At 41.4% G+C, this 19,183-nt stretch carries 10 protein-coding genes; 2 read left to right on the forward strand and 8 right to left on the reverse strand.

All coding sequences use genetic code 11. The annotated features are described in order from the left end of the window. Positions 1 to 42: 42 nt before the first annotated feature. Complete coding sequence (locus FHQ08_RS13210; protein ID WP_230913840.1) at positions 43 to 2,550, forward strand: isopeptide-forming domain-containing fimbrial protein; 2,508 nt, start codon at positions 43 to 45, stop codon at positions 2,548 to 2,550. 64 nt (positions 2,551 to 2,614) lie between these two features. Here the strand turns inward: FHQ08_RS13210 and FHQ08_RS07795 are convergent, their stop codons facing one another. Both FHQ08_RS07795 and FHQ08_RS07800 read right to left on the reverse strand, forming a co-directional pair. Then, a complete protein-coding gene (locus tag FHQ08_RS07795; RefSeq protein WP_230913841.1) occupies positions 2,615 to 4,831 on the reverse strand; it encodes an alpha-galactosidase in 2,217 nt (738 codons plus the stop codon). Positions 4,832 to 5,007: 176 nt separating this feature from the next. Further along, complete coding sequence (locus FHQ08_RS07800; RefSeq protein ID WP_230913842.1) at positions 5,008 to 6,732, reverse strand: SLAP domain-containing protein; 1,725 nt, start codon at positions 6,730 to 6,732, stop codon at positions 5,008 to 5,010. 242 nt (positions 6,733 to 6,974) lie between these two features. Here FHQ08_RS07800 and FHQ08_RS07805 point away from each other — a divergent pair, with 242 nt between their 5' ends. Then, positions 6,975 to 7,793 carry a TraX family protein gene (locus tag FHQ08_RS07805; RefSeq protein WP_230913843.1) on the forward strand — a complete coding sequence of 273 codons (819 nt, stop codon included), beginning with the start codon at positions 6,975 to 6,977 and terminating at the stop codon, positions 7,791 to 7,793. 186 nt (positions 7,794 to 7,979) lie between these two features. Here the strand turns inward: FHQ08_RS07805 and FHQ08_RS07810 are convergent, their stop codons facing one another. The 6 genes from FHQ08_RS07810 to FHQ08_RS07835 form a co-directional block, all read right to left on the reverse strand. Beyond that, entirely contained in the window at positions 7,980 to 8,987 is a 1,008-nt protein-coding gene (locus tag FHQ08_RS07810) for a glucosaminidase domain-containing protein (protein ID WP_230913844.1), read from the reverse strand. Positions 8,988 to 9,091: 104 nt separating this feature from the next. Beyond that, complete coding sequence (locus FHQ08_RS07815; protein ID WP_230913845.1) at positions 9,092 to 10,834, reverse strand: WxL domain-containing protein; 1,743 nt, start codon at positions 10,832 to 10,834, stop codon at positions 9,092 to 9,094. Positions 10,835 to 10,928: 94 nt separating this feature from the next. Continuing rightward, a complete protein-coding gene (locus FHQ08_RS07820) occupies positions 10,929 to 12,623 on the reverse strand; it encodes a hypothetical protein (RefSeq protein ID WP_230913846.1) in 1,695 nt (564 codons plus the stop codon). A gap of 38 nt (positions 12,624 to 12,661) precedes the next feature. Next, on the reverse strand, positions 12,662 to 14,254 hold the full coding sequence (locus FHQ08_RS07825; RefSeq protein WP_230913847.1) for a hypothetical protein: 1,593 nt from the start codon (positions 14,252 to 14,254) through the stop codon (positions 12,662 to 12,664). Between the two features lie 114 nt (positions 14,255 to 14,368). Continuing rightward, on the reverse strand, positions 14,369 to 15,166 hold the full coding sequence (locus tag FHQ08_RS07830; RefSeq protein ID WP_230913848.1) for a WxL domain-containing protein: 798 nt from the start codon (positions 15,164 to 15,166) through the stop codon (positions 14,369 to 14,371). Positions 15,167 to 15,530: 364 nt separating this feature from the next. Continuing rightward, a complete protein-coding gene (locus FHQ08_RS07835) occupies positions 15,531 to 19,148 on the reverse strand; it encodes a hypothetical protein (protein ID WP_230913849.1) in 3,618 nt (1,205 codons plus the stop codon). Positions 19,149 to 19,183: the final 35 nt, after the last annotated feature.

Raw genomic sequence — 19,183 nt, forward strand, 5'->3', positions numbered from 1 at the left:
AAGTATCCAATATACTCAATCCTACTTTTAGGATTGATTCTAGTGAGTTGTTTTAACATTCGTATTCGCCACACTAAAGCGGCAGTTTATCAGTCTATTCTTAAATATCCAAATGCATCTTCAGACACCAATACGCCAATACATGAAAAATATGCTTTTGCGCCCACACTGACAACAGAAACGCAAGTGACTGTTAGTAATATTATCGGCGCCACTTTAGATTCAATCGATGACCAAAAAATCGTAACCCTAAAACCAACTGGCGATGGCACCGTCTCAGCCGATGTTTTATATACAAATATCGGGTTTGACGGCAATAATGAAGCCATTGACGCTAAGGTACATATCGATACCACTAAAACCAATGCTCAAGTGCAAATAAAGCCGATTGCTTTCATTCAAGCGACCAACAAAGACTCTTACAAAGGCCGGCCGACTGGTGCCGCAGACATTACCTTTGTCAAGCATGGCACCAATACGCCAGTAAACATGAGCGGCCATTTAACCTTTGCGGATGTGAATAGTGTTAAAGAAATTAATTTCGACTTGTCTTTCTTTGACAAAGTCTATGTTGATCGCAATAGTGGCATTCAATACCAGGGCTCTGGCTCAACCATGAAAATGTCTGGTAAAACGACTGCCACGGATGATGTGACTTCTCAGATGACAGGGGCCTTTACTGACAAATCTACGATCCACTATTCTTTCAAAGCGCTCACCTGGGGTAATGTGGGTGTTGGCTTTAATACTGGGTCTTTAGTGAGTATTGTAGTTCCGGCGCCACAAAAATTTTCTGCTTTAAGTACGGCGCGCCAAGAAACAGGACTAACGGCGCTAACAAATTATAATAAGCCTGTTTCAAGCGTCCAAGCGACCATTGATCAGCTGACCACGCCCTTAAACATGCCGGCACCAATTACTGATATTTATCAAAAGCAGCCCTTTTATACCATCAGACAAATAATCCCTTATGCTGCTAGGGGATTTATTAAGACTTATCAATTGAGTGATACAGTGTCACCTTATTTGAATTTTACAAAAGATGACATTCTGATCACTAATGATCAGAACGAGAATAAAAAGAATTGGTTCAATGTGTCGGTAGATAGTAATCATAAATTAACGATTGCAGCAACTGATAAGGCTGTCAATGACCGGTCCTTCTATAATCAGAACTACACTTTCACGATCAATGCACAACTTGACAAAGCCCAAAAAGCAAGCTGGTATCCTTTATTAGATAGCAACGAAATGTTATCTCTACCAAATACAGCCTATGCTGCAATCACTACTTCACTAAATGGCACGACTACGGACCAGCCTAGAACTTCAAATCCCGTAAATGCACTTTTTCTTGTGCCAGCCCCTAAAGTTACAATTCCAGAGACCACACTTCTCAATACAGGGGAAGCCCTGTCTATTAATGGTACTGTGTCCGATGCTGGCAGTGCAGCACTACAGTTCTTCTATACTGTGGATGGTGGTGCTGAAAAGCCGCTAAATCTCAATGGAACTAATAGTAATCGGATTGATAATGCCACCATCAATCAACCAATCACCTGGCAAGCAACTTTAGCAAACCTTACAACAGATACTGACCACCAATTAGTGATTTACGCTAAAAACACCTTTGACAATAGTTCCAATAAAATTAAGGTGACCCTTCAAAAGGGCATTCCCGCCCGAGCTTGGTTCCACTACTGGGACATCGACAGTGATCTTTCTGTTGACCCCAGCAAAGCAGATAGCAACAATCCGACCAGTGACTTATTTAAACTGAATTCAACGGGTTATACTAGTGGTCTCTTGGGAGCACATATCCAAGAGCATTTACCAGCAGGTACCCCCACAATTGGTGATCAGCCAAGCGATAAAAATGCCCCTGCTCCAAAAATCCCCGGTTATCAGTACTTAGGCTACTATGTCTATCCGGGTGGTGATGCAAAAAGTATTTGGGTGCCTTACAATCCCGCTGATCCAACTAGCAGCGTATTTTCTGGAACCTACACCTATCAAGAAGCCATACGGCAACAAGCCATTGCCTTTATTTATCGCAAAACCAGTGCTGGACTCAGTGTCCAGATGAGTGATATTGAATTTGGAAATTACCGTGTGGCTGATAAACGGTCTGATTTTGCAAGCCGTAATGAAAATCACTTACAGATCATGGATACTAAGACCACAGATCCCAGCCAATTAGACGCCAACGCCACTGATACCCTTGATGATACCCTAGGTGCTTGGCGTGTGGATGTCATTTCTACCAACGATTTATATTTGCCTAATGATCCTAACACTGTCATTACTGGCGCTAGTCTTGAGTTTAAACAAGGGGTAACTCCAGCCAATTCAAAAGCTGCCGCGTACCCTATCAAATTAAAATTAAATGGTCAGGTTGCGACTACCATCGCTGAATCTTCAGGCTTTGGTAGTGCTGATATTGCCTGGACACCTGATATGATCCATCTACACATCCCCGAAGATGCCACAATTAAACCTGGTCGTTACCGTACCGATCTTAATTGGTCTGTCTCTCGCAGTGTGGTATAAAAATAAATCAAAACAAAACATCTCACACCTTATAGCTTTGAAAGGTATGGGATGTTTTTTTGAATTATACACGTTTAAAGTATTTTACATGTGCTCTAAAATCACCTAATTGATCCGGTAAATTATACAAACCAACATGCATTAATTCATCGCCGCCAAAGATTTGGCCGGTGTCAGCTTCTTGGTAGTTGGCATCTGCTTGTAAGCCGGCTGCTTTGGTAATACTGATCATTGGTTGTGCTGAAGCTAGAATTCTAAAAACAAACAAGATAAATTCAGACTTATCAGGACTAACAAATTCCCAGGCCGACTCATTGTGTTTAAACGGACTAGCCAAACGATAAAAAGTCCCATACTGCAGCAACTGTCGATGAGCTTTATAAAATTGAATTTGCTGCTTAATAATTGCTTTTTCTTTTGGCGATAAATCATTCACATTCAATTCATAGCCCAAAACCCCAGACATGGCAACAGCACCGCGCATTTGCAAACTCGTCAAACGATGATTCTGATGATTTGGTGAAGCAGATACATGAGCCGTAATACTCGAAGGTGGATAGGCTAATGTTGTTCCATACTGAATACCAATGCGTTCTACAGGGTCTGTATTATCAGAAGTCCAGGATTGTGGGAAGTAGTACAAAATACCAGCATCAAAACGGCCACCACCACCGGAGCAGCCCTCAAACAGAATGTTAGGATAGCGTTTCGTCAAACGATCAGCTAAATCATAAACACCGAGAACATAACGATGTCCGACTTCACCCTGCTGTTTTGGTCCCAGAACCGTTGAATAGACTTCCGTCAAATTTCGATTCATATCCCATTTAATATAGTCAATAGGAACTTGATCCAACACCGCACACATCTGTGTGAAAATATTATCCACAACTTCAGGGCACGAAAAATCCAAAACATATTGATCACGCGAAGGAGACATTTGCCGTCCAGGAATGTGCAGTACATACTCAGGGTGCTGGCGATAAAGATCAGAATCGGTGGAAATCATTTCCGGTTCAAACCATAAACCAAACTTCAACCCCATTTGATGAACTTGTTCCGCTAGACCTTTCAAACCATGACTATCTTTAAACTTTTGGTCATATTCATGCCAATCTCCTAAAGAGCGATCGTCACTATCACGTTTGCCAAACCAACCATCATCCAACACAAACATCTCAATACCCAACGGTTGTGCTGCATCCAAAATCTGCTGGATTTTATGGGCATCAAAATTAAAATAAGTAGCCTCCCAATTGTTCAATACAATAGGTCTTGGGGCATACTGAAATTTCCCCCGTGCAACGCGCTCGCGTAACAAACTATGATAGGCTTGTGACATCCCATTTAAGCCATGACTTGAGTAAACCATGATCACTTCAGGTGTTTGAAAACTACGATTTGGCTTTAATTGCCATTCAAAGTTATTTTCATTGATACCAGCTAAAATTCGAGTTTGCCCTACAAAATCCTTATCTAACGTAAATTGGTGGTTTCCTGAATAGACAAGCTGGAAGCCGACAGCCGCTCCTGTATTTTCAGTTGTTTCAGGTCGAACCAATGCAATGAAGGGATTCATATGATGTGAACTCGTCCCCCGACGACCGTTAAACTCGGTCACACCTTGAGGCAAGGTTTGTCGCTGAATCTGCCGTTCACGCATATGTGCCCCAGGCAAAGAAATAGCTTGGATATTTTCTAATGGTATATCCATCTGCATGGAGGCAATTTTTTTAATACTTAACGTATCATTTCCGTGGTTGATGATTTTCACATTGCGCGTGATCACTGGTCGATCTGCATAAATTGTATAAGTTAGCTCCAAATCTGCGTGTAAAACCTCGTCAGATAGCGTTACGATCAATGTTTTGGCTTCATCAGATTTTTTGACATAACTATGTGGCAGGTGCTCTAGATCCGGCTTGCCATCAATAATACGATAAGTCACGTAACGAAAGTCTGTTGCTAAAGCCCCATTAGGTGCTTCGATCACGATTGCTGGGGTCCGAAAATCACCCGTTTGATTGCCACTATATTCTTGAGGTAAAACATCTTTAGAAAAATCACGATGTGTCTTGTGCGGCTCCCCTGGCAGATTAGGCGAAAAGGCTCGATCTAAGCGTGGATAGCGCAATTCATTATGATAATCACGAATCTTATCGCCAAAATACAAATGACATAATAAATTGCCCTCTTCAACACTAAAGATATAAGAAATCGAATCATTAGCTAAATAAAATACCTTTGTTTTGGGATCAAATTTAATTTTTGCTTTTGTCACAAATGAAGCCTCCAAATCAAAAGTTGTCTATACTTGCAATGTACCACATTTTGATGGGAATGATTAGTGAAACATAAAAAAGGATAGTCAATACAAAATTATTATTGTATCGACTATCCCATTTATTTATAAACGCATATCAATATCGCAAGGATTTATTTAAGTTTCGAAAAAACTTAAGCTGGGTAATAAGCACCGGCAGCAGCCATGATCCATTGAGAATCAGAGCCTAACTTCAATGCTTGTTTTCCGTTGATGTAAGTCAAGGCAAATACTTTATAAGCGCCAGTTGCGGAGATAGAACCTGCTTGACCACCATTACGGTCATATAAAGGTGTGCCAGCATTAGCATAGAATGTACCATTCTTAGCTTCAACGGTATCCAAATCAGCAGCTTTAACCCATTGATTGCTGCCTAAATCATAGGCAATAACATTACCGTTGTCATCTTTAGCAACACGGAAAGCAGCCCATTCATTAACAGAAGTTGCTAATTTACCAGTTGCATTCTTGCCTTCTGGTTCGCTATAAACTTTAGCAGCCTTGTAATTAGAGAATACGGCTGTACCAGCTGGTAAAGTAGAAGTCGTAGCTGATGAATTATCTGAAGAAGTATCTAAGTCAGAGGCTTTAACCCATTGGTTGTCACCTAAGTCATAAGCCACAGCATTGCCGTCTTTATCTTTAGCAACACGGAAAGCAGCCCATTGGTTAAAGTCTGTGCTTAATTTACTACCAGAATCTTTCTTAGTTGTGGCATCACTATAAACAGTCGCAGCTTTATAGTTTGAATTCATAACTGTATTAGCTGGTAATGCGGAGATCTTCAAATCACTTGTAGTGTTTTCTGTATCAGAAAGATCTGAAGCCTTAACCCATTGATTCTCACCTAATTTATAAGCGATAGAATCGCCTTTAGCATTAACAGAAACGGCTAAAGCTTTCCAAGCATTATATTTTGTACTTAGGTATGAACCAGAAAGTTTTGTTGCTTTAGCATCAGTATATACAGGCAAAGACTTATAATCAGAATAAACAATAGTCCCTGGCAAGATATTAACCGTTACATCTTGGGCACCAGTATTAACATCGCCAGCCTTTACAAATTGATTATCATCAATTTGATAAGCAACAACTTTGCCATCTTTATCTTTAACTAAGGCATTAACATTCTTTGATTCGCCTTTAGCAAGTTTAGTATTCGTTGGAATACTTGTACCTTTATTAGAATAGATTGTAGCACCATCATCAGTTTTAGCTGTGACAACGGCAGCATCAGATGGTACAGAGTTGTCAATTGTTAAATCAGCTGAATCAGCGTCATAATCTACAACAGCTGGGTCAACTTTACCAGTATCACCGTTGTAAGATACAACATAATTCTTAACATTACCCTTTGTGTCAACTTCAAAACCTTTTACAGAAAGGTTAGTGCCACTAGCAAAGTTTTTAGTACCACCATTGAATGCAACCGTAACTTGTTTATTAGTTTTAACATTGAAAGCTGTATCAGTTAAATAGATTGTTTTAACCGTATCACTAAAATCGTCTGTATCTACCCAACCTAGGCTAATTTGAATCCGTTTAACCTGCCCATTGTCAAAATAAACGTTTAACGGCGTTTGTTGGCTTCCTGAGTTGATAGTTGTGTTTGTATCTCTAGTTGTACCCGTAGCATCCGTATAAGGATTTTTACTATTCTTACCAAAGACAAATTCATTCGCAGCAATAGTTGCCTTTTGATCAACAGCATAAGTTCCTCTAACTGTAACAGCCGCTTTAGCAACGCTTGTTTGCCCTGGCAATGCTACGGAAGATACTGCTGGCGCGGCAACTGGTGCGACAGCTAATAAAGCAGCTGCAGCAACGCCTAAATATTTCACTTTTGCAGTGTTTTTCATGATTTTCCCTCCTAGATCTTAATGGTGAAATTACACCAAGTATATTGTATCAGTTATAACCTTAAAATTTCGTCTAGTTTTTCATTAAATGTTTTTTAAATATTATGTTGGTAGACAACCTATATTTTTAACTTACACAAAAATAACAGTAACGAACACTTTTGTTAGATTGATTGCGGTGTGACAAGCAAAAGATTACCATAACTTATAAACGCACGTACACACGTACATAAGGAGCAATCATGGCAAGAATAAAAAAAGGACTCACTAATTTCGACCTAAAAATAATTGGTATTGTTTTAATGCTTGTAGACCATATCCATGAAGAACTAGGTCCCTTAGGTATTCCCACCTGGTTTGATATGCTTGGCCGCGTCGTTGCGCCGATATTTATTTTTCTCAGCGTTGAAGGCTTCACGCATACGCATAATAAATTCAAATACATGCAGCGCTTACTCATTGGCTTTTGGATCATGAGTTTTGGCAGCTTTATCATTCAAAAAAGTTTTCCCGTAGATGGCGGTCGTTTCGCACTTGTCAATAATATCTTCGCCACACTCTTGCTAGGAGTTGTTTCGATGTACGCCATCGAACACATCAGCCAAGGGTATCAACGCAAAGATTCGCGACAACTATGGCGTGGTATTAGCATCCTACTTGCTGAGATTCTTGTCAGTAGCGCTGTTTTGATACTCATGACGATCGGCTCTGAATCCATCCAACTCTTCTCGGCCATCACGACCATGGTTATCCCAAATATCTTTATCACGGAAGGCGGCATACTCTATGTCATATTAGCAGTGATGCTCTACCTTTTTAGAAACCATCGCAATTTCCAAATCGCCAGCCTAGCCCTCATTGCTTTCTTAAGTACCGACTTCAATTTCACCAACCTATTGACTAGCAATTATAATTGGATGCTGGTCTTTGCTGCCATTCCAATTTGGTTTTACAATGGGCAAAAAGGCCACAGCAGTAAATACTTCTTTTACATCTTTTACCCGGCTCATATCTGGCTCCTTTATTTGATTGCTTACAGCCTAAACTTAAAGGGATTCTAGGCGGTTCACTGTATCTTGATGATCATTATCATTAATCTAAGTACCTTAGAACAACTAGATTAACACGCACTTTTTCTTGCTTATTTATGATGCGCATTAAAAAAGCACCCAGAAACCGGTGATAAGGTTCTGAGTGCTTTTTTAATATGCTCGGCCGCTGACCGCTTTTTGTCGCACTCTGCTATGCTACATCTGCGTCATGCTACTACCCGGAACCCACTGATTGGCACCTAGGTTGTACCAAGTTTCACCATTGATCGACACGGTTTGGAAGTAACGCCAATCAGTCCCTTGGGCAAGGACACGACCATTTGCGGTTCCAGCCGCCCCCATATGGATTGCTGCACCGGCGCCATTATTAACACGTACGACACCGGAATTATTTTGAATTTGACCATTAACACTGACGAATTGACCACTTACCCATTGATCTTTACCAACTTCATACCAAACTTCGGAATTAAATAGTTTAACGACACGGCCATATTTCCATTGCGTGCCATAACCCAACCAATCCCCGTTAGAATTTCGTTGCCCAGCATATTTATCATACGTTGGTGTACCGCTAGTCTTAATCGTGACAACACCAGATTCAGCTGAAACTTGAGGATCATACTGCGTTAAATTATAGCGCTGGATCAAGCTGTTTAGCTTCGTGTTGTAATCAGGTGCCGTGGCATAGCGGCCTGTCAGCCACTTGGTCGCATCTTCATAACTATTCGTATTTTCGATCCAAGTCCCACTATAATAATTAGCATCCCAAGAGACACCTTCTCGTAATTTAATGGCATTATCTTGAATAGAAGCCGTTAAATTAGGATATCTTTTAAAATTCTGCGTGATAGTTTCATAATGATCATCCCGCCATTCTTGCGTCTGATAAGCTACTGATTGTCCATAATAAGAGCCCTTGATTCCGAAAATATTATAATTCGGTGCTTGCGCGAGCTTAGAATTACCATAACTTGATTCCAACATGGCTTGAGCAATCATGACCGATGGGTATAAGCCATATTGAGTAGCAACTTGTTGCGCCGTCGGTCCGATCTGTGTCAAAAAACTTTGGGCCGTATAAGCGGCTTGAGCTTTACTTGGTTCAGTTTGTAACAATGGTGCCACAGCCGCTGTAGCTGTCGTACCTACAGCACCTGCAAGACTTAATGCAGCAACTTGTCTCATTATTTTTTTCTTCATCAGTTTTCCCCTTAAATCATTTGGTCACTTATTTCTAAGGATACCAACTTGAATCGTTCGGGACAAGCACTTCAAGTTGACTGTAAAGAAAATGAAACCTTAACTCAAGATCCTTGTGGTGCATTGGCAGGTGGTACGGAAGATGCTGTCCAGGTCAATTGTGTTTGATATTGCCCCGCGTAGACATTTTTTGCTGGCTGGATGATCAGCTGAGCCCCTTTGATTACCGTGTTTAGATCCCCAGCGATGGCTTGTTGACAAACAACTGTATCCTGCCCATTATCTTTGACCGCATGCGCTTGATTATTGATATTCAATTTCAAAGTAACCAAACCACCAGAACTGTTTGAACCATAAGTGACTTGTCCTTGGCCTTTCGTAATGCAATGAAATGGGACCATCTTCAAACTCAACCGCCATCCATTTACTGTGGCCCGATTATCTGAAATATTAATCTGATTATTGTTGTTCTCAGTCCCACTTGTTGCACCTGTACTTGCCGCTTGCACTAGTGTCACCGGATTCTTAACCAGATCTGCAATAGCCACATTTGTGCCTGCCTGCGTTACAAACTTTAAATTGGGCATGGATATCATTGTCAGTTGTTTAGGTTGCAGGGTGTTCACAGTCAGCAAGGCACGATTGGAATAAATAGTGTGGTTTTTAGTACCATCTAAACCGCCATTTCTTATGGTCACTTGCAATTGAAAATAATCCCCACTGAACCGATTGGCTTGCTTCACATTTTTAAACTGTAGGGTCGATTGAGTAGCGTCAAGTCCCATTTTATCAAAGCCAGCTGTACTCCAAGTCTTGGGATGGTCTTTATCAGAATAGCCCCATTGATAAGTTGGCGCCATATCCTTATTATCATATTTTCCGTTAACAATGCTACTTAGCCCATAAGGCGCGAATACAATTGGAGTTTGACTACCCACCTTGCTTTCATCTACTGTAAGTGGGTCAAGCCCCCCTATTTTTACGATCTTCTGTGCATGAACCATGCCGCCAGTCATCCCAGTGTTATCAGCATCAACTGTCACGGTTGCTGTTTCGGCATCGCCAACACCATTGGGCATATCCGTATCGGTTTTTAGTGTGCCAGTTGCCGTGGTTGTTGCCCCATTTTGATTGGTAATTGCTAAATCTGGATTGTCACTATGCCAATTTTTAATGGTTGCTGTACTATCCGTGGGTGTCGTTACGGCGTGAAGCTGACTTGATACACCGTTGAATAAACCGCCATTATCTGAAATAGCCAGGCCAGTTGCTGGAACAGGTCTTGGATTAACATTGACTTGAAATAATTGACTGTAAGAATCTTGTTTCAGTCCAAAGATTGAGTCACGATAATATTCAACTTGAAATAGATACGTCCCTGATTTAGTGGCATTGAAGCTAAGACTTTGCGACGGAGAACCATCCCTTTTATCGACTACTTTATCCCAGCTAGCCGTCTGATTATGATAGAGCCAGATTGTATATTGAGACGTTTTTATAATAAGGGGAAAGATAGCAAGCCTAAACATAACAGCTACATTCCACCGAACATTAACCGTCTCATCAACGTAATAATTAGATTTGATTGCTGCTGGTTGTTGGGAAAAACCTGGAATAGCGAAAATCCCTAAAATTATAGCGCCAGGACTAGATGGTTGATTAGGTGGTGCTGGCAAAATCGTTGTTTGTCCGGTCTCAAACGATGGCGATAATCTTCCGAGATTAAAGTTGCCATCAGCACCATAAACTGACCCCACACCTAGCAGCAACAAAAGTCCCCCACTAAAAGCCACAATTGCCATTAGTAACCATAACTTGATGCGCTTGTATCGGGTCATCATCTTCATGCACCTCTTTATTGCTCAATCGCCCTATATCATTTTCAAAATAAGGCTGATTTTCTTATTACTTTTACGTCCTCCTTGTGCCATACTCTTGAGATTACGGTGCTGTTGGATCAGGTACTGAAGCTGCCGTCCAGGTCAGCTGGCTCTGATATTCTCCCGAATAAACATCCTTTGTCGGACTGATCATCAATTGGGCACTATTGATCAGTGCATCTAGATCACCAGGGCTATCTTGCCGATAAACAACTGTCGTTTTTCCATCATCTTTGACTGTACTTTTTTGCTCATTGATCTTCAGCTGCAGAGACACTGAGCCGCCCGACTCATTCGAGCCGTAAACAGCCTTCCGGTTCCCAGTGGCCCAGCTAAATGGTTGCATCGACAGACTCATATACCAGCCACTGGTTGAGGCTCGTGTGTCTGAAATATGAATTCGATTACTATTATCTCCAGTGCCACTTGTGTCCGACATTTGCGTTAAGGTAACTGGTTTTTTGGATAAATCACCAATAGTAATGTTTGTACCTGCTGGTGCCGCAAATTTTAAGTTGGGCATCGTTGTCATTGTCAGTTGTTTAGGGGCATCACTTAACACTTTTAGTAAAGCAAGATTAGAGTAAAATGTCCGGCCACCACTAGTGACCTGTAGTTGAAAATAGTTATCAGTAAAACCAAGGGCTTGTGCAACATTTTTAAATTGTAACGTTGGTTTATTATCGTCAATATGTGCATTCGAGAGCAGCTTTACATATGGTGAACCATCTATCTTTTTATAAACCACCCATTTATACGTTGCATTACCTGTCACGTCGCCTAGACCATAAGGCGAAAACGTGATTGGCCCGGTTCCTGCTGTTTTTGCATTAACTGTAATTGGATCAAGACCACCAACTTTGACATAGGTCGTGCCCAACACGTCGGCAACACCTGTACCAGAATTATCACCAACAACAGTTACTTTTACAGTTTTAGCCTCACCAGCACCTTGGCCATAACTTTGTGTATTTTGCAAGGTGCCCAAAATTTCAGCAATTCTGCCATTCTGTGCTGATATCTTTAGATGATCAGGATCAGCACTTTTCCAATTACCGATCGTAGCTGTATTTGTATCCGGGAGAACATTTGCCTGTAATCGACCAGGAACACCATTAAATAAACTTAGCGTTCCTGAGATATTAATACTAGTGGCAGGTGTTGGTTTAGGGGCGACATTGACCACAAGTAGCTGGCTATAATAAGATGGTTTATGTGCTGTAGTTTTCATAGACATGCTTTCCCAATCCCAATACCTTATACCATAATCCATCGTCACTTGAAATATATACTTTCCTGGCCGTGAGGGAATGAATCGAACTCCCATCGGTGATACTCCCACTTGCTTATCTATTACTTTTGTCCATGTATTGCTTTGACTTTGATAAAGCTGCACCGTGTAGGACACCTCTGTAGTAAGGACTATTTCAAAATTTTTAACAGTCTGCCATTGAAAGTGAACCATCTCTCCCGTATTATAATTTGTTTTAGAAGCAACCGGTTGTTGGGTAAAGCCGCCGGGTATGCCAATACCTAGACCTAGAAAGTCCACGCCTTGAGCGGAGGGGGGATTAGGCGGCGTCACCTGAGTCATCGGTTGATTCGCCTCAAAAGAAGGATCCAGATTTATTGGCGGATATTCAGCTATTGGTGCCCCATAAACCGACCCAACACCGAGCAGCAACAAAAGTCCCCCACTTAAAACTGCAATTGCCAGCAGTAACCACAACTTGATGTGCTTGTATTGGGTCATCATTTTTATGCACCTCTTTTAAAGCTTAAATGCTTAATTCATTATTTAGTTGGCGCTTGAGCAGTCGGTGCTGCCACTAAGTTCCAAGTCAACACAGCCTGATACGTTCCTGTTTGAATATTAGGTGTCTGTGGAATATGAAGTTCTGACCAATAAACCTTTTTCGCAATGTCATTACCACGATCGTTTGAAGCTAGTGCTAAAACTGGAACACCGTCATCCATAATCCTTGTGTCAGTGTCAAAGAAGCCTACATCCAATTCTGTTTGTCCGCCGTCTCCTGTACCCAACGATTTTGGCAAATCAGGGTCACTATCTAAATATTCAAAGGGCACCAAAGATACGTCAAGTTCCCAGCTTGGATCGGTCACCGCTCGAGTATCCCTGACCCTAATTGTTGGTTTATCATCATCATTCGGTGGTATTTTCACTTCCAAAACAGCACCTGACGTACTGATTTCTTGAACACTCGGATTTCCACCAGTACTGTCCATTTTCTCGAAAGAAAATAACTGTGGCACGCTTACTAATTCTAAAGTTCCCTTATCACTGGCAATCAATTGTGCCTTATTGGAAAAGAAAGACGTACTTTTCTTAGTAACTGGATCTGTGTAATTCACTACTAATTGAAAGTACTTCTGGTTATAGCGTTGCGCAGCTGCCCCGGTATTAAATGTCAATACCTTTTGTTTACTGCCTTGAATGCCATCTTTATCAATCAATGGCTTGGCAACCGTATCCTTTGTTAAATCGTTGTAATAGTACCACTGAAACGTTGAATTAGGGGCATCGTACTTTGGATCAATGCCATAGGGCTGCCATTGGACAGGCGATTGACTACTCGTATTAACTTCTAAATTATCCAAGCCGCCAACCTTAATATTTTTTTTAGTTGATACATTGTTAGTGCCTATTTTGCTATTGTCCGCTTCGACAGACAGAGTAGTCATCTGTGCTCCTTGAACTCTTTCTTTAGTAGTACCCGCAAGTTTTCCAGTAGCTATGGTTGTATTAACAATTCCTGAATTGGCAAAACTCAATAGGCTTCCAGCCCAGTTTATTGCTGTCGCGTTAGTATTCTTAGGCTCTAGCTGCGCCGAAATTGCTGTCGGCATTCCATTAAATAGAACGTCCCTAGCTACCGAAATTTTTGTTGCAGGCTGGCCATTCGGTTCAATCTTAGCAGCAATCATTTTCGAGTAGTAGTAGTCAGGATTCCTTCCAGGTGAAATAGCGAGAACTTGAAAATAATACCAACCAACATCATTGGATTGCATATTAAAGGTTACAGTCATTGGATTAACATCTTTCGAAGCCGATTCCTTTTTACTATATATGCTTCTTACCCATCCTCCCTTCTCTGGATTATGATTTAGTACAACAAAAGTCCACTCACCGGTTGACGTGCCTTTCGCCAGTTGGGCAGTAATTGATATTTGGCCCTTTGCTTTATACGTCACTACCTCTTCAGTTTGAGGGGTAACGAAACCCCATATACTTGAGCCATTCTGTGGGTTGGGTACATTGCCTTCAGAAGGTTGATATTTATAAGCGGGCCACTTGATATCATCAGGACTAATGGTTGCCGCCGAACTAGAAGGCAGTTTGAAGTTAAGCAGAAATATACTTGCCAAAAGACTACATAAAATTAGGATCAGCCTACGTTTGCTTGCCATCATATTGCTGCCTCCTTAAAAATAAGACTGGCCACAGAGTCGCATCTGCCCCAGTCTTACTAGTCTTTTGTGTTATTGTGTAGGTGTAGTTGTAGATGCGTTTCCTCCGGATCCAGCCGTTCCAGTATTAGAACCAGGGGCAGTTGCATCTGGCGTTGCGGCCAATGTCCAAGTCAAAGTTGATTGATAGCTGCCTGGAATTGCTTTTGGCTGTTGTGCTAGAGCTAATGTAGCCGAATCTGTTGTTAACTGATCTTTGAAGACCCCATTACTGGTACCTTCTGCTGCATTAGCAATTGTGGTGCTGCCCTTTGAAATATCAGCGCCTTGGAAAGGTGCTTGGACACCAGCGGCTGCCAGTTGCAACGTCCCACTGATGGTTGGGCTTGCACCATCAACCGTCGCTTTTGTGGTGAAGTCTTTCAAACTAGCAGATAACTTCCAGCCAGCTAAAGTGCCCCGAAAATCAGAGACTTGAATCAAACCTGTCTTATTACCATCAAAACTATCAACGCCCTTACTTGTTGGATCAGCCCCAGAAGTTTCAAATCCATTTAACTTCAAATTGGCACCTTTTTCACTACCCAAAGCTGTGACACTTGTTTTTTCAAACGAGAAATCTGGTACAGCATCTAAGGTCAAGTAACCAGGATCAACTTTGAACTCGACTACGGAGTTAGCAAGGGCTGGTGTATCATTGGTAGATAGATAACCAACACTATCCCCAATCTTTGTGGCCAAGTTAGTTGTTTCAGTCCCAGGGCCGGGATTTGTTGGTACAGGATCATCTGCTGCGAATACTTGAGTTGCTGCGAATAACGACGGTAAGGCTACTAAACTTGTTAGTCCAATATAAATTTTTTTCTTCATTTTTACGCGCCTTCCTTTTGAGCGACATGTTATCCTTTTGAACGACTACATTATAAATCCATATTTTCAAATAAACAAATAAATAATACTAAAAAATGAGTTTTTACATTCAAAATAGTTATTAGAAAAGACCATCTAGGAAAGAGGTAGATGATCTTTTTAAAATATAAATTTATTTTTTGAATATATTTTTAGCAAAAAATGATATGATCAGCATCGTTACATTTTTTTGGGCGTCAAACTCGTTATAAAATAAAGGTTGTTATTGAATTTGAATTCTCCCAAATAGGGTCATACCTGCAGCAAAAACTGAAAGCGTGCGTCATATCTCAGACGCTAAACGCCTTTTGTCTCACTCTTGCTCTTAAGGCCCAACGGTCACACTATAGGTGATATTGGCTTGATACTTCTTCAACTTAATGAACCCAAAGGCTGATTCTGGAAAATTCAGCTTGGCTGGTGTATCAAAATTTAAATCAAAATAATTGGCCGTACTTGTTTCAAAGCTCTGATCCAAGACATAGATCGGATACATCGTCCCATCGGCGGTTAGGGTATCCGCCGTATGGTTATATCGCAAAGTTTCATCTACCTCATCCATACCCAGATCACTGCCTATTCTTGAAGCATGACCCAGGTCTAGCGTAATTGCCGACTGGTCAGGCATAAATGGCTGAGTGCTGTCTGCTTCATGGAAAGGCGACATATTTGCGCTTAATGTCCAACTATCCGTACTGTCATTGTCATACAGGGTTATTCTAGGCTTTTCTGTACTTTGATAAGGGCCTTTTTGTGTGGTCACATGTTTGCCAAAATTTAGCTCAGGTACTTGAAGAATTTGAGGGCCGGCTAATTTATATAGGAAAATATTATTCGACTGCCCGATCATCGTCGCTTGCGTACCAGAAGTTTGCATGGCGTGATCCATCAAAATGTTTTCAAGTGGGATGGAATCATAATCCGTAATAGCATAAGTATAGGTATAAGAGAAGCTCTTACCCACATCAATTGGTTTATCTGGTATAAACGAGAACTCTGTATAGTCATTCAAACGGCTGCTGGCATTGGCCTGTACCATTTTGGGCGTTCCACCTAAATCGGAAACAACGATACTATTTACCCGGTTGGTTGCTAAATTAGGCACAAATAATGTTACTTCGCCAGACAAGGGCGCATTGCCCTTATTAACGGCCGTCGCCACCACTTTGACTATTTGGTGTTTGGCATCAATATAGCGTTGGGTACTTGTTAAACCATCGGTAATTTGAAACTTCTTCGTGATACTTAACTCATTTTTGACATCATCTAGAATGAATAAGCTGATGCCATGTTGCTTTTCATTGACAGAATCATTTTCAGAATTACCATTTTCATACTCATGAGGAATCTGATAATGATTGAGTGCCCCAGTCACTAAATCCTTGGACTGAATGGCGACATTGGCATAACGATCTTGCAAGAAAAGAATCGGGATATTCGTATAGGTGGGGAATTGCGTATTGATATCATAATTCACATTAAAGGTCTTACCTTCATCGATATCCTGCACGCTAAATTTACCCGCCGACGTTTCCGTTCCCCCATTAGGGTCACCATAGTCATGGCCATTGATCGTAAAATTGATCGTATTTTTGTCTCTGTTTAGACCATTAAGCAAGCTCTGTTCTCCGGAGGCAATCGCGTTAACAGCCCCAAAACGGTTGGCTAAGCTCAAATCGCCGCTGTAAGGTCCTGGAAAGGGATCATTCCAATTACCAATGTTATGGTAAGTATATGTCTGGCCTTTCATAAGGGCTTTTTTACTAACTAAAATAGGGTCCGGCAAATTAAGATTAACTTCCGGGCGAAGCTGTTGCTCCAAGCGCAGTTTGGCACCAGCAATCGGAACGCCATCGTAAGTGCCTTCATAATCCCAAGTTTGTTGGGTATCCACGGGGCGCTTCAAGTTACCAGCGCCATCTAAATCACCGGTGAAATAGGTTTCGCTGCCCTGATGATAACTTGCCGAAACGGTTGGCGTCACCGTTAGTTTGAGATGTTCCTGTGTTTTATCATGAATCGGGGTGGGTTCAACTGCCCCCGCTTTGTTGGGATCATTCGCATCAAACTTATAATAGGAATAAACTTGCGCATAGCGTTGTGGCGTAATGGCTCCAGCCGTTACTTGACCGGTTGCGGCATCTTGTTGATTCAAAAGGAATGGATTATCCAAACTCGTTGAATGATAGTCATACTTATCAGCGGTGCCAAAGGTTTGTTTATTGATAAAGGGATTGACCAAAATACCGTCAATATAGGGATCAGGTTTAGCAACTCGATTACGAATATTGTAGGCTGCTTTAGCCTTACTGTCATGGGTATCGGGAATCGCCTGATTATCGGGTCCGACTGTATGGCGGTCAGCTAAGTTATCAAATGGTGCGACGAACGAGTTCCAAGACGTAAAATTCGTATAAACAGGGAAAGCTGCCCCCTTTTCCAACTCGCTTTTTTTGATTACCGCATAATCCATGGGCGTATTGCCCTTCCATTTCTTATCATAACTGGCATCACTATTCACATCAGTCTTATTTAGGATATTGTCATCACTTAACATATCGCGCCCAACTTTATAAGGATCCACCAACTGTGACGTCCCATAAAGATCGATGCCGATAGCCCGACGATTGCCATTAAGCCCATTATCCGTATTGAGGCGCCCATCGCTATATGGTGAAGGAAATAATCTGCCTTGCGTCAAAGCTTTATAGGCCGTGGTTTTATTACCCGTATACTTAGACATATCCAAGTTAAAGTTGATATTTGCCGTGCCATTAAACCCTTTATCAACGAAGTACCCGACGAGCCAGCCACCGATATTCGCCACACCTGCGGTAAAATGGGAGCCAGTCGCCAAGTTGATTAAACTTGTGGCCGTCCCAACTGGTCCAGTTTGACTGACAGCCCCTGCAGGCGCACCTAGTATCCGTATTGGATTCCAAGGTGTAATAGCCCCACTATTTTTTGTCGTGCCATTATCTTCTACACTACGCACAACCTTATTATCCTTAACTGTAATGTTGTTATAATAATCAGTTAAATCTTGTTCCGGTGCTAATAAATTAAAGGTTGAGACATTACCCCAATTGAAACCTGTCTTCTCTCTAAAAGGGACCCCTTTTACTTTTAAATAAAAGACATTGTCTTTATCAGTATCAAAATAAACTCGATGGTCAAATTGTAAGGGAAAGTTAAACTTACCTGCAGCGTCTGCAATAATACTATTTGATTCGAGAGACAGGTAAAAATAAGTCTGTTCCCAATCGATGGCATTCGCCAAAGATTCGCGATCAATGTCCTCAGGCAAAACAACCCGAATCATAACACCCCAATTGCCGCCAAACAAATCGGAAACAGCATGATCCTTATCATTTTTGATTTTAACAAAGACCGGCACATTACCAGTCACGTTTAAATAGCCATTATCATAACCATCTGCTAGGCTTGTATCTAGGACTGGCTTCCCATCTGGTCCACTGACCATCTTGCTTTTTGATTGATTCTGATTATAATCCGCACTACTACTATTTTTATAGAAGCTATTAGCTGCATTAGCATCATTAAAATGAATAAATCCCGGAGTTTTACCGTTGCCAGATTGAATGTAATTCATGCTAAACCAAGCTTGATCGTTGGCTTTTGGTTGAATGTAAACTGTCGATTCACCACCACTGATCCTGCCATTCTGGTCTGCCGTCACAAAGTCGATGCCATTGGTCTGAGTATCTGTTTGGACACCGCTTTTAACGGAAATCCCTTCACCGGGCAGATATTGTTTGCCAGTATCGGGATTGATCCGCATATCTTCTGGTCTCACCGTCGTTGTATTGTCAATCATTTTCTTTGAGATATTCGCCTGAACTAGTCCTTCAGGCATAACAAAAAACAGCACCATACAGATTGCAGTACCAAGTAGTAAGGCAAATATTTTGTGTTTTTTCATTGGTTCTCCCCTGTGCTCCTTAAATTGACCCTTCA

It is taken from the genome of Agrilactobacillus fermenti (genome assembly GCF_021030645.1).
Classification (GTDB): domain Bacteria; phylum Bacillota; class Bacilli; order Lactobacillales; family Lactobacillaceae; genus Agrilactobacillus; species Agrilactobacillus fermenti.